We start from the raw sequence: 14,348 nt of genomic DNA on the forward strand, positions 1-14,348 counted from the left end.
GAGAGTCTCGTTTAAAACACGGCAGATTACCCAGCTTGGGTAATCTGCATAATCATTGAATGAGCAATACTTCCTTTAAACGGAATCTCAGGTAATTGATCGATTTTGAAGAACTGTGCATCTGCAATTTCTTCTTCTTGAAGCTTAATTTCACCTGACTCATATTCTGCCCGAAATGCCACCATAAGGTTACTTGGGAATGGCCAAGGCTGACTTGACATATACTGAATATTTTTGAGTTTTAAACCTACTTCTTCAAAGGCTTCACGTTGTACTGCCTCTTCAAGTGTTTCGCCCACCTCAACAAAACCTGCAATCAAACCATACATATTGGTTTTGTTGTGAACTGATTTAGCCAGCAAGATTTCATCATCACCACGAGTAATGACGGTAATAATGCAAGGGTTTACACGAGGATATTGGTGGTAGCGACAAGAAGGGCATACCATTGCATATTCGGTTGGATGAACTTCTGTCGGATGTCCACAGTGACTACAAAACTTATGGTTACGTCGCCATTCAAGTAATTGAACAGCACGGCTCGCTTGCAAAAACTGTTCTTTCGACCAGCTGGTAATAAGCTGGCGAATTGGGACAAGTTGTAAGCCTTCGGGGATAGGTTCCTCAGCAAGCAAGTCACGTGCAATGACCTGCTCATCATGAGTGAAAAGTAAATCACTTGCTAACTTTTCGACTTTGGGTAGTTGGAGATTCTGGTCAACCAGTAATTGTTGATGATGGAAAATATAAGCAAGTGATAATTCAGACATTAAGCTGCCTTTTTTTGAAGTTGTTGACTACTCGACAATGCTACATTAAACATGGATTGTAGAACAGGTTGTTTATTTTTTAAATTGTCAACTAACATGTCAATGCCTGCTAATACATTAAAAATACAGTGAATTTGGTCTGTATTAAAAGGCTGGTTTTGTTCAAGTTGCTCTTGAACAAATTGGGCAGTTTGGAGTAAAGCATGTTGTTGCGTCGTACTTCCTAAAAATTCAGCTGCACCCGCTAACTCTTTTAATGAACCTGCAATGGCTTCAATATTTTGTGTCTGGTCATTGGCATACAACGTAAGACTCTGACAGATAAACTCAATTAAATTTTTTGTTTCGGTAAGCAAAGCTTGATGAGCTTCATCAAGACGATCTAAAGAAATAGCCGTATTATTCACGCTAAGTTGTAGACGATTTGACGTGTAATTGCGTACCAAAATACCAATTGAGTTCATGGCCGACAAAATACTGTTCATTAGCTGCTGAGCATAGTTTTCGTCACTTAAAATGTTAAGTTGACTTAAACTGCTGGCTTGTTGAGAAAGAGCAGATGCGGCTTCATCAAGGTTTAGAAGTTTAAAGGTATATGCCAGTTGTAAAAGGCTCGCTTGTAGTTGTTGTGCTTTTTCAGGCGACATATTTTGATAGTTGTATTCAATATCATTCCGCACCTTATTCATTTCATCCAAGATTAATTGGCTGACTGTGTGCATCGTGTCAAAGTCCGGACCAAAAAGATGGCGACTTAAAACGAGTAATTGAGTATCAGTTGGTGTTTCATCACCAATATGAAGCTGGTTACGAATAAGGTAAGCAATCTCATCTTCTTGAGCGATGACAATACTTAAAATATCTGCGAATGCCGCTAAATTAGGTTCAAAACTTTCGGGTGCTGCCAAAAATAGAGCAATATGACTTTCAATATTAATCAGTACACGTAGGCGTGAATCATTTAAAAGTAGGTCATCAATATGGTTAAAAGCGTAATTGACGAGCTGCCAATATTTTTGGCTTGGCTGAGTATTCGCCATGCTGACCAAATAGGTTGCAATAAGTTTAAAGGCTTGAAAATTCTGAGCTGATACTGTCTTTTTTAAAAATTGGTGTAGAGATAATTTGTATAGTTGATGGATGAACTGAGTTTTTTCACTAATTAATATTTCAGGCAAGGGCAGTTCAAGCGAAGTATTTGCAAGTAAAGGAACAATAGCTTGTCCCGATGTAGTCAGTGGCTTATTTAAAGCTAATTCTAAATTATTTAAGGTCGTAAGAAGAAATTGTGGAACTTGTATTTCACGCAAACAGATAAATTCAATATAGCGCTTTACCATGGTTGTGCCCTCGCTTAGGGCAACGACATCATCCGTATTAATTTGGGCTGGATTCGCAATAATTTTTTGCATCAACTCAGTCGAATATTGAGTGATTTTTGCAAGATAAGGAACATCAATTAAGCGTAGAACTTGAGTGCATTGTTTAAACTGTTCTAATGCATCATCAATACCAAAAGGGAGAGTTTGTTCTTCAATTAAGGTACTTACCGCACCTTCTACCAGTTTTATTGAACGATCAATTTCATGTTTAATGATGAGTAAAGCTGTTGGATCGAAATGAATCGACGTATGCTCAGACATAAACGTTCCCCTTTGCAAAAAAATCAATTGTTATATTCGTAGTGCTCAATAATTTGAGCTAAAAATCTATGCGACTAATATAACTTAACTTACAAAGGGGAAAAGCTAAAAACACTAAAGAATCAAAAATTTATTTTGCAAAAAGGCAAGGTTCTCCGTGTTTTTCCTCATATTCTTTGACCCAAGTCTCATGTGTATTTAACTCTTCATCTGAAGGGTAAATTACAGGGAGGTCAATTTGAACTCTGCTTCTATTGGTTGTTTGCTGGCTATTTTCACTCTGAGATAAGGCATCAATATCAAAAGAAACCTGACCACCAGTCATTGCCAAGTAAACATCAGCAAGAATTTCAGCATCGAGTAATGCGCCGTGGAAAGTACGGTCACGTGCTGGAATTTCATAACGTCTTACAAGCGCATCAAGGGAGTTTTTTTGTCCAGGATGTTTGTTTTTCGCTAAAGCTAAAGTATCTGTTACCTCACATACTTCAGAAAGTGCAGGAAGTCCTACGCGCTTAAACTCCATATCAAGGAAGTTCATATCGAAGGTCGCGTTATGGGCAATAATCTCTGCACCTTTGAGATAATCAAATAAGGTGTCAGCAATGTCCGCATAGAGCGGTTTGTCTTTTAAGAAATCATCGCTGATACCGTGGATGTTTTCTGATTCTCCCACTGGTTTTTGTGGGTTAATATAAATATGAATCGAGCTACCCGTAAGCTTACGGTTAATCATCTCAATTGCGCCCACCTCAATAATGCGGTCGCCATCTTGGAAATAAAAACCAGTAGTTTCCGTATCGAGAATCAGTTGTCGAGGGCCTTGTAATTTTAATTTGGCTTCGGTCACAACGATTTGAGGATGAATGTTATTGGTTGGCTGCTTACTTTCTTGTTCGGCAGTTTCAACTTCAATAATTTCTTCTTCCACAATAATCATCTCAACTTCTTCAGATGCTTCAAGATGGATATTTTCTTCTTCTGTTGCGTCAGCCAGATCAAACCCGAAAGGGTCATCTAGCAACCAGTCCTGTTCAGGCTTTTTTATATCTTGCGATACAGTGGCAGACTGTGGTTGCTTGAGTTCTTTCGCAGTTTTGTCTGCACCTAAATTCGCCAGCTGGTCTGCCATTTCATTGCCAGGGTGTCCTGCGTGGCCTTTAATCCAGTTCCACTCAATATTTCTACCCGCACAGACAGCATCTAATTTCTGCCAAAGGTCAGGATTTTTTACATCTTTCCAGTTTTTCTTTTTCCAACCATGAATCCACTCAGTAATACCTTGCTTCACATAATTTGAATCTGTCCAGATAATCAAATGTGCATCGGTTGGGCAAAATGAAACACCTTCAATGGCAGCAGTGAGTTCCATACGGTTATTGGTCGTATCAGGCTCACCGCCAAATAATTTATGTTCACCCTGCTCGGTAATGACATATGCGCCCCAACCACCTAAACCCGGATTGCCACGACATGCACCATCAACATACAGTGTGATTGTTTGAGACATAAATCGAAACCTAAACTAAAAGAAAAAGAACTGAATATGGTGTATTGTATACGCAAAAAGTTCGGTTCCATCGTATCAAAGCAAGGTTTTTTTAATTTCTTGTAACATTTCCATGCAAATGACATTAAATTATTGCCTTGTCTATCTTGCATGCTTTACTACAATGGCATCGAAGACCTAGGGTTTGTGGGCAGACCCCAAAAAAATATTACGCGAGTTGTTTGGAAGTTTTTATGTATAAACCAACCACATTTGTGTGGCAGCCATCTGCAGCATCATTGTTTAAAATTACCGTACTTAGCTCTGCGTTAGCTGCGTTGGGTATTACAACAGGCTGTTCATCGACTCCGCAATCTGCAAAAACCTCAAAATCGAAACAGGTCAGTGGTGCAGGTTATTTAGATGCGAGTAGTCTTGATTCATTGGAAGACTTACTTTCAGCAACTGATATGCGTGCTGTAGAGGGTGACCGTCTGCTTATTTTAAAGCACGGTGATGTCTGGAAACGTATGTCTGTTGGTTTCAAAATGGATTTGAACCATTGGGATTCACGTATTGAAGCTCAGCGTAGTTGGTTTATTTCTCGTCAGCCTTATCTTGATCGTTTAAGTGCCCGTGCAAGTCGTTATTTGTACCATACAGTTAAAGAAGCTGAACGCCGTGGTTTGCCGACAGAACTTGCACTCTTACCTGTAATTGAAAGTTCATATGACCCAGCTGCAACAAGTAGTGCTGCAGCAGCAGGTTTATGGCAGTTTATTCCGAGTACTGGCCGTATTTATGGCTTAAAGCAAACTGGTATGTATGATGGCCGTCGAGATGTTGTTGAGTCGACTCGTGCTGCCTATGAGTTTTTAGGAAGCTTATATAACCAATTCGGTTCTTGGGAGCTTGCTTTAGCAGCCTATAACGCTGGACCGGGACGTATTCAACAAGCGATTAACCGAAATCAGGCAGCAGGTTTACCAACTGATTATTGGTCTTTAAAATTACCTCAAGAAACCATGAACTATGTTCCGCGTTTCTTGGCTGTTGCTCAAATTATTAAAAATCCAAAAGCTTACGGTATTTCTTTACCACCAATTGCAAATAGACCCCATTTCCGTGAAGTGACTTTATCTGCACCTTTATCTTTAAATGAAATTGCTTCTGTAGCTGGATTAAGTCGTTCGGAACTCTATGCATTAAACCCGGGATATCGTGGTGAAATGGTAGACCCTGCAAGTCCTATGCGTATCTTGATTCCGGCCGATTTAAGTCCTTCAATTGATAATAAATTAAAAGGTATGAAGTCAGGCGGTGGTTCAGGTTGGTGGGCAAATGTGACTTCACCATCTAAGCCAGATGTAAGTGCTTCAACATCTGCGACAATTAAAACCACGCCTGCAAATCAGGTTCAACCAGTTAAACCGTCTACACCTACTAAAACAACCAGTAGCTCTAGCACGGTAAAAACTTCAACTCCTCGTGGGTCTGATGCTTTAGCTGCTTTTGCAGCTTCGGCTGATGTACCAAGTGCTCCACGTATTCCTGTTGCTGTGACACCTGCGGCAAATATCAAGCAAGTGAAGACAGAGCCACCAATCTCGGCTGCAGAACGTGAAAAGATTTTAGCGGCAGTTCGAGCTGAAGGTGAGAAAGAAACAGTTCAACAAGCTTTAGAGCCACAACCAACGCAGGCTGAAAAAGATCAAGTAGTTGCCGAGTTAAAAGCTATTGCACCACAAGGAACAGAAATTGTTGATCCTTATGATGGCAAAATTAAGTTAACTGCGATTCAAACAAGTCAGTCAGTTGCAGAGCAACAAGGTAAAGAAGTAAGTAAAGGTTTTGCATATCCAAAAACTTTAGCTGAAGATGTGACTGTAGCTAACTCTGAAGATGGGCAGCGTAATAAAGACAAGCCTTACATTAAAACTGATACAGATGTAGTGGTTGTGCAGCCTAAAGGCAAACGTAGTACCTATACAGTTTTACCAGGTGATACTTTAGCCGTTATTGCGATGAAAAATGGCGTAAACTGGCGCGATGTTGCTAAGTGGAACCAGATTGACCCAGAAAAGACATTATATGTTGGTTCAACGCTTTATCTTTATGACGCTAAGCCACAAGAAGCTCAAACGACTTCAAAAAGCACAGCTAAACCAGATGTATATGTCGTTCAGGCTAACGATAGCTTAAGCGGTGTGGCAAACCAGTTTAATTTGTCAGTAAGACAATTGGCTGAATATAACGATTTATCAGTGACTGATGGCTTATTTGTTGGGCAAAAACTACAGTTAAAAGAACCAAAGAATAGTCGCGCAAGTACTAAAGCCGAGCCAAAAGCAGTTCAGGCAAGTGCAAAACGTATAGCAACTAAAAGCTATACTGTGAAGCGCGGTGAATATCTTAAATTGATTGCAGATCGTTATGCGCTCTCTAATCAGGAACTTGCTGAATTAACTCCGGGATTAACTGCGGGCAGTAACTTAATGGTAGGCCAAAAAATTAATGTGCCTACACAAGATATTTCTGTAGATGAAGTTGCTGAAACTAAGGCTTCTAGTAAATCTGAGAAAGCATCAGCAAGTGTTTCTTATAAAACAGAAGGCTATAAAGTACAACGTGGTGATACTTTATCGAGTATTGCAACTAAATCAAAAATTAGCCTAGCTGAGTTAGCCGAATTAAATAACTTAAAAGCAAATAGCCATGTACAGCTTGGTCAAACTTTAAAAGTACCGGCAGGCTTAAGTGTTCCAGAGCAATACGTTGTACAGTCTGGCGATAGCTTAAATGCGATTGCGAGTAAATATAATTTGCAAACAAGCTATTTGGCTGACCTAAACGGTTTGTCTCGTACTGCTGGTTTGCGTGCTGGTCAACGCTTAAAACTAACAGGTACGGTTGAAGAAGTGCCAACTAAATCTTCTAAAAACGCCAAAGAAGAAACACCAGAAACTTATACAGTTAAATCTGGTGATAGCTTAGGTAATATCGCTAATCGCTACCACTTACAGCTGGACTACCTTGCTTCACTAAATGGTCTTTCACGCAACAGTAGCGTTCGTGTGGGGCAGCGTTTAAAGCTAACGGGTGATGTGCCTACAGTTGAAACAGCTAAAGCAGATACTAAGTCTTCAACTAAAACGGTTGCCGCTGGTAAAAATACTGAAAGATATACGGTTAAATCTGGTGAGTCTTTAAATAGTATCGCGAGCCGTGCTGGTATTTCAGTGCGTGAACTGGCTGAAATGAATGCATTAAAAGCAAATGCTAACTTACAGCGCGGTCAGAATATTGTGATTCCAAAAACTGTCGTGGAATACAAAGTGAAGCGTGGTGATACCTTAATCGGTCTTGCGAGTAAATATGGTTTAGAAACCAATTTATTGGCTGAGCTGAATAATTTAACGCCTTCTACTCAGCTTCGCATTGGTGATGTGATTAAAGTGCCTAATTTGTAAAATAATTAGCCACTTATGCATAAATTAAATTTTCAACTGAGCCTGCTAGTCGGGCTTAGTGTCATTTCCCATAGTGTTTTTTCTGCACAGCAAACCACTTCATATATAGCGATTCATTCTAAGCCTAAGTATTTAGAAATGATGGCTATGCCATATGCAAACCCTAATGCACCTAAAGGTGGCCTATTAAGTCAGGCAGCTCAAGGAACTTTTGATAACCTCAATAGTATGAATGGGAAAGGGAATGCTACAGAAGGCGTTAATTATCTTTTTGATACCTTAATGACTCAATCACTTGATGAGGTTGGAGTTTTATATCCGCTTTTGGCTCAAAAAGTGAGTTATGACCCAGAAAAAACGCAATTAGTGACTTTCTATTTAAACCCTAAAGCGCGTTTTAGTAATGGGCAGCCAGTCACTGCGGCAGATGTTAAATTTAGTTTTGATGCCTATCAGACTAAGTCCAATTTAGGTTTGCAAATGTACCTTGCTGATTTAGCAAAAACAGAAGTAATAAACGCCCATCAAGTAAAGTTTAGTTTTACCTCTACACATAACCCTAAAATGCCATTCATTTTGGCAACCTTACCCATTTATTCAAAAGCAGATTGGCAAAAAAAAGATTTTAGCCGCATTACTTTACAACCAATTATTGGCTCGGGACCGTATGTAGTTGAACGAGTTGATCCGGGCAGAAGCATTAGTTATAAACGGAACCCAAATTATTGGGCAAAAGATTTGCCTATTAATAAGGGGCGTTATAACTTTGACCGCTTGAGATATGTTTATTATCGAAATTGGGATATTGCTTTTGAAGGATTTAAATCTGGGCAATACACTTTGCATGAAGAAACTAATCCTAAAAAATGGGTAACTGATTACCGGTTTCCAGCCGTAAAAGCAGGGTTGGTTTCTCAATATAAGTTTCGTCATCATAATCCTATCGCCACTGAAAGCTATGTTTTTAATACGAGACGAAAACCTTTAAATGATATTCGTTTTAGACAAGCTTTAACCTATGCTTATGACTTTGAATGGCAGAATAAAGCTTTGTTTTATGGACAATATCAGCGCCTACAAAGTTATTTTGAAAATAGTGAATTAGCAGCAACAGGTCGACCTTCAAAAACTGAATTAGAGTTGTTAAAACCGTTATTGCCTAAGTTATCTCCACTTATGCAACAAGGTGTTTTAGCAAACTGGAAATATCCAGTGTCGGATGCAAGTGGCTTTAATCGTCAGAATTTATTAACTGCGCGCCAATTGCTTATACAGGCTGGCTATAAAGTTAAAGAAGGGCAGCTATTTACACCAGAAGGAAAAAAAGTTCAGCTTGAGTTTTTAATTCAGCAAGATGGTAAACAACGAACACTTTTACCTTTTATTCGTAACTTAAAAAAATTAGGTATAGCAGTTAATTTGCGTCAGGTTGATGCTCCGCAATATTTAGAACGGACTCGCCGTTACGATTTTGATATGACCACAATGAATTTGCCGCAATCTCTAAATCCGGGAAATGAACAAACTCAGTTTTGGGGGAGTATCGCCGCAGCTCAGGATGGAAATTACAATTATGCTGGAATTTGCAATCCAGTAATTGATCAAGTGATTTCAAAACTCGTTGCGAGTAAAAATCGTGAACAGCAGGTTATTTATACTCGCATTCTCGATCGATTGCTTAGAGCTGGTTATTATCAAATCCCGACCTATGGTAAAGGTGAAAACTGGTATGCTTATTGGAATATGTATCAACAACCTAAAGTTAAACCAGCACTTTCTTCTGGGATAGAATATTGGTGGAGTGACGCAAACAAAGCCAAAAAAGTTGCTAAATATTTACATCAACAATAAAAAGCACCTGCCATAAAGGAAATCCTGTTATATGGGTTCATATATTCTCAAGCGACTTCTTTTAATGATTCCCACATTGTTTGTCATTCTATTGATTAACTTTGTGGTTGTGCAAATTGCACCGGGTGGGCCAGTTGAGCAAGCAATACATCAGGCACAAAGCGATTTGGGAATTGGTCGTGCATTGAGTGCAGAAACTTATTATCAAGGTGCTCAGGGGTTAAGCCCTGAAATGGTTGAGCAAATTAAGGCTCAGTACGGCTTTGATCGTTCTGCTCCTGAACGTTTTTTTCTAATGTTAAAGGGCTATTTAACTTTAGATTTTGGACAAAGTTTCTTTAAAGATAAATCTGTCGTGCAATTGTTATGGGAAAAAATGCCTGTTTCCATTTCACTTGGGCTGGTGAGTACTTTTCTCATTTATCTCATTTCTATTCCGCTGGGAATTAAAAAGGCAAAGCAGCAGGGCTCTTGGTTTGATCGATCCACTTCTTTAGTGCTTGTGGTGGGGTACGCTGTACCAAGTTTTGTATTTGCCATTTTGTTAGTTGTTTTTTTTGCAGGTGGATCTTATTTTCAATGGTTTCCATTACAAAATTTAGTCTCAGATAACTTCCATCAACTCAGTCTTTGGGGCAAAGTTACCGATTATTTATGGCATATGACTTTGCCACTGATTACGATGGTATTAGGCGGTTTTGCCAGTTTAACCTATTTAACTAAATACTCATTTTTAGAAGAACTCAATAAACCCTACGTTTTGGCAGCCTATGCAAAAGGGTTGAACAGCCAACAGGTCTTATATAAGCATGTCTTTCGTAATGCCATTTTAGTTGTGCTCGCAGGATTGCCAGAAGCGTTAGCAGGTATCTTCTTTGTAGGTAACCTATTTGTAGAAATTATCTTTCACCTAGATGGGGTGGGTTTGTTGGGCTTTGAAGCTATTGTCCAACGTGATTATCCTGTTATTTTTGGTGTTTTATTTTTCTTTACTTTATTTAGCCTAATTTTACGTCTCATTTGTGATGTGTTGTACCAATGGATTGATCCAAGAATTCACTTTGACGCACAAGGAGGCAAATAATGTCTTTAATTGTGCGTACACGATTACAGCGTTTTAGGCAGCATAAATTGGGCTGGGCCAGCTTTATTTTATTTAGTCTAATTTTGCTTTTGTCCTTAGCTGCAGAGTTAATTGCTAACGATAAACCGCTGTTAGTGAAGTATGAAAATTCTTACTATTTGCCTGTGTTAAAAAACTATCCTGAAACGGCGTTTGGTGGGGTGTTTGAAACAGAAGCTGATTATAAAGACCCCGCCGTACAATCGCTTATTGAGGCTAAAGGATGGGCAGTTTGGCCGCTCATTCAATTTTCATATCAAACGCCCAATTTAGATTTGGCCGTTCCTGTGCCATCACCACCTTCCAAGCAAAACTGGTTGGGAACAGATGATCAAGGAAGGGATGTTTTTGCCCGCATTCTTTATGGCTTAAGAGTATCGTTACTTTTCGGTTTAGCCTTAACCTTTTGTTCCGCTTTATTTGGAATTACCGTAGGTGCCATACAAGGTTATTATGGCGGTTGGGTAGATTTATTGGGGCAACGTTTAGTTGAAGTCTGGAATGGCTTACCCATGCTTTTTATGGTCATGATTTTAGTCAGTATGTTTGTTCCAAATGTATATTGGCTATTTTTCATTATGTTGTTTTTCGGCTGGACCGTTTTGGTAGGTATTGTTAGGGCAGAGTTTTTAAAAGCTCGTCAGCTTGATTACGTTCGTGCAGCCCAAGTTTTGGGAGTGACCGATCACGCGATTATTTTTAGGCATATTTTGCCAAATGCGATCAGTTCGAGTTTGTCTCAGTTACCTTTTATTTTAACGACCAATATTAGCGCTTTAACCGCTCTTGATTTTTTAGGATATGGACTACCACCCGATGCGGCCTCTTTAGGTGAATTATTACTACAAGGTAAAAATAATTTAGATGCGCCATGGTTGGCAATTTCAGGCTTTTTTAGTCTGGCTATTGTTCTTTCACTTTTAATTTTTATTGGGGAGGCGGCCCGTGAAGCGTTTGACCCAAGAAAATAACTTAAATCCCACTTTAGCATTATTAAAAGTAGAGCAACTTTCGGTTCAGACCAAAGACCGAAAGGTTTTATTAGAAGATCTAAGTTTTTACTTAAGTGAAGGTGAAACACTCGCTATTGTGGGCGAAAGTGGTTCAGGTAAATCGATGAGCTGCTTAGCAATAATGGGGTTGCTACAAGATAAATTAGAAATAACGGGGCAGGTCTGGATTGGTCCACAAAATATGCTTGAGCTAGATGAAAGAGCTCAATCAAATTTACGTGGTCGACAAATCGCTATGATTTTTCAAGAGCCTGCTGCTGCATTAAATCCGCTCCATCGGGTTGAAAAAATTATAGGGGAAAATCTTCTTTTATCTGGTTTTTCAAAACAAGAAGTTCGACAGCAAATAGTTGAATTACTAAAAGATGTTGGAATTGTTGAACCAGAACAAATTTTAAAACGCTATCCACATGATCTTTCTGGTGGGCAAAGACAACGTGTCATGATCGCGATGACATTGGCACTTAAGCCTAAAATTTTGATTGCTGATGAACCTACTACTGCGTTGGATGTGGTTTTACAGATACAGATTTTAGAGCTATTAAAATCTTTGCAAAGCAAATATGGGATGGCACTTATTTTAATTAGCCATGACCTCAATTTAGTACATCGCTATGCTGAGAAACTTATTGTATTGCAAAGTGGGCGTGTCGTGGAGCAAGGTGAACTGAGCCAAATCTTTGTAAATCCTAAAACTAGTTATACAGCACAATTATTAGATCATGATTTTGGAAGTGTAGAGTCTAGACCCGCTCAACAGAATGTTTTATCAGTTCGACAGCTCAGCGTGCAGTTTCCTATAAGAAAAGGAATTTTAAATCGCATTCAAGGGTATTTCACCGCAATAGAAGATTTGAGTTTTGATCTTGCTCAAGGTGAATCACTTGGGCTGGTTGGTGAAAGTGGTGCGGGTAAGTCATCGTTAGCTCTCGCTTTGGTCCGACTTATTAAAAGTGAAGGGCAGATTGTTTTTTTAGGGCAAGATTTGAATCAGCTACAGCTCAAAGCCCTACGTTTGATGAGATCAGATTTTCAACTTGTATTCCAAGACCCTTTTGGTAGTTTAAACCCGCGTATGACAGTAGGGCAGATTATTGCTGAAGGGTTAAAGTTAAAAGCTGTGAATGAAAAAGAGGTAACCCAGCAAGTTAAATCTGTTTTGGTAAAAGTTGAATTGACTGAAGATTTTCAACATCATTACCCTCATGAGCTTTCAGGTGGACAGCGTCAACGTGTCGCCTTAGCCAGAGCTTTGGTGGTGCAACCGAAACTTTTAATTTTGGATGAACCTACCTCTGCCTTAGATCGGACCACGCAAAAAGCCATGATCAAGTTGTTGAGACAATTACAACAAACTGAGCAGTTAAGTTATATTTTCATTAGTCATGATCTCAATATAGTAAAAGCACTTTGCCACAAAGTGATGGTATTACGTCATGCAAAAGTTGTTGAATATCAGGAAACTGAACTCTTATTTTCTAAACCTAACAGTGAATATACGAAACAGTTAATTAAAGCATCCTTTTAAAGATATTTTTTAATTTATTGTTTTATATAAATAAATTTTGGTTAAACTTCTAATGCAAAAAGTTGCATATTTTTATATTCTTTAAAATTGACATGTGCTATTGTCAGTTATCGATTATGTCTTGACACGCTCAATAACTCATTTAAATTAGAGTAATTACTCTAAAATTTAAAGAACAGAGGTTAACCATGAACCAGATTGCTCAACCTATCACAATTCGCAATACCACCTTTAAAAACCGAATTATTAAAGGTGCAATGAGTGAGGCACTTGCAAATTATGAAGGCCAGCCAAATGACTTACATTTGGGTTTATATGGTGCATGGGCAAAAGGTGAGCTTGGCTGTGCAATTACTGGTAATGTCATGGTAAATGCCAGCGCAAAAAATGAACCGGGTGTTGTTGTTATTGAAACTGAACGTGACCTAGAGCGCTTAAAAGAGTGGGCGGCATTAGGTAAAAAATATGGCATGGTTCAGTTGATTCAATTATCGCATCCAGGTCGTCAGTGTCCAAAAGGCTTAAATAAAGAGACTGTAGCGCCATCAGCGGTACCTTTTAGCCCAGCTTTAGCAACCATGTTTGGAACGCCACGTGAACTTACTCATGACGAAATTCTAGATATTATTAAACGTTTTGCGACAGCAGCTCACATTTGTGAAAAAGCAGGTTTTGAAGGGGTGCAATTACATGGTGCACATGGCTATTTAATTAGTCAGTTTTTATCGCCATTAACCAATAAGCGTACAGATCAGTGGGGCGGTTCAGTTGAAAATCGTAGTCGTTTTTTACTAGAGGTTTATAAAGCGGTACGTGAAGCAACCTCAGAAAATTTTATTATTTCCGTGAAGCTTAACTCAGCTGACTTTCAGCGTGGTGGTATTAGCGAAGAAGATGTGATTTCAGTTTTTAAAGCAGTAGATGAAGCTGGTATCGATTTAATTGAAATTTCAGGTGGCACTTACGAGGCACCAGCAATGGCTGGAGCTAAGGCGGATAAACGTAAAGCAAGCACGATTGCACGCGAAGCATACTTTTTAGATTTTGCTGAGAAAATCCGTCAGCATGTTAAGTGTAAACTCATGGTGACAGGTGGCTTCCGTACTGTAGAGGGCATGAATGCTGCACTCGCAAGTGGTGCATGTGACTTTATTGGTATTGCTCGCCCATTTGCAGTAGAAACTGATTTAACTGAGCGTTTAATTGCAGGGCAAGATGTTCGCTATGCAGTAAAACCAATTAAAACAGGCTTACCATTTGTCGATAAGATGGCAATTATGGAAATTATTTGGTATGCAGCTCAATTTAAAACGATTGGTAAGGGTAAAAAGCCAAATCCAAAACTTTCACCACTGGTAGTGTTTTTAAATTACGCCAAAGGCAATATTAAAGCGGTGATTCAAGGACAAGTTAATTCACGTAAGTCTGCATAAATCTGATGCGCCATTTCAAAAACTGAAA

Annotated in this window: 9 protein-coding genes; 6 read left to right on the forward strand and 3 right to left on the reverse strand. The window is 39.0% G+C overall.

The window, feature by feature from the left end; all coding sequences use genetic code 11:
* Positions 1-26 precede the first annotated feature (26 nt).
* From nudC to dnaQ, 3 genes are all read right to left on the reverse strand, one after another.
* Entirely contained in the window at positions 27-770 is a 744-nt protein-coding gene (gene nudC / locus AW165_RS08085; protein WP_005070517.1) for an NAD(+) diphosphatase, read from the reverse strand.
* Positions 770-2,413 (reverse strand): hypothetical protein, encoded by a 1,644-nt coding sequence (locus AW165_RS08090; protein WP_060465448.1) that lies wholly within the window; start codon positions 2,411-2,413, stop codon positions 770-772. Before AW165_RS08090 ends, nudC begins: the two co-directional genes overlap by 1 nt.
* A 130-nt stretch (positions 2,414-2,543) precedes the next feature.
* The gene (dnaQ, locus tag AW165_RS08095) at positions 2,544-3,923 is read right to left on the reverse strand and encodes a DNA polymerase III subunit epsilon (RefSeq protein WP_060465449.1); all 1,380 of its coding nucleotides are present in this window, start codon (positions 3,921-3,923) and stop codon (positions 2,544-2,546) included.
* 233 nt (positions 3,924-4,156) lie between these two features.
* On the opposite strand from dnaQ, the gene AW165_RS08100 reads away from it, so the two are divergent.
* The 6 genes from AW165_RS08100 (at position 4,157) to AW165_RS08125 (ending at position 14,320) form a co-directional block, all read left to right on the forward strand.
* Positions 4,157-7,372 (forward strand): lytic transglycosylase, encoded by a 3,216-nt coding sequence (locus AW165_RS08100; protein ID WP_060465450.1) that lies wholly within the window; start codon positions 4,157-4,159, stop codon positions 7,370-7,372.
* Between the two features lie 15 nt (positions 7,373-7,387).
* Entirely contained in the window at positions 7,388-9,223 is a 1,836-nt protein-coding gene (locus AW165_RS08105; RefSeq protein WP_060465451.1) for an extracellular solute-binding protein, read from the forward strand.
* A gap of 31 nt (positions 9,224-9,254) precedes the next feature.
* On the forward strand, positions 9,255-10,307 hold the full coding sequence (locus AW165_RS08110; protein WP_060465452.1) for a microcin C ABC transporter permease YejB: 1,053 nt from the start codon (positions 9,255-9,257) through the stop codon (positions 10,305-10,307).
* Positions 10,307-11,317, forward strand: a complete 1,011-nt coding sequence (locus AW165_RS08115) for an ABC transporter permease (RefSeq protein WP_060465453.1) — start codon at positions 10,307-10,309, stop codon at positions 11,315-11,317. The genes AW165_RS08110 and AW165_RS08115 overlap by 1 nt, the downstream gene beginning before the upstream one ends.
* The gene (locus AW165_RS08120) at positions 11,292-12,887 is read left to right on the forward strand and encodes an ABC transporter ATP-binding protein (protein ID WP_060465454.1); all 1,596 of its coding nucleotides are present in this window, start codon (positions 11,292-11,294) and stop codon (positions 12,885-12,887) included. The genes AW165_RS08115 and AW165_RS08120 overlap by 26 nt, the downstream gene beginning before the upstream one ends.
* Before the next feature lie 188 nt (positions 12,888-13,075).
* Positions 13,076-14,320 (forward strand): NADH:flavin oxidoreductase/NADH oxidase family protein, encoded by a 1,245-nt coding sequence (locus AW165_RS08125; RefSeq protein ID WP_060465455.1) that lies wholly within the window; start codon positions 13,076-13,078, stop codon positions 14,318-14,320.
* The last annotated feature ends 28 nt before the right edge of the window (positions 14,321-14,348 follow it).

The organism is Acinetobacter sp. LMB-5, from assembly GCF_001541635.1.
GTDB lineage: Bacteria > Pseudomonadota > Gammaproteobacteria > Pseudomonadales > Moraxellaceae > Acinetobacter > Acinetobacter pittii.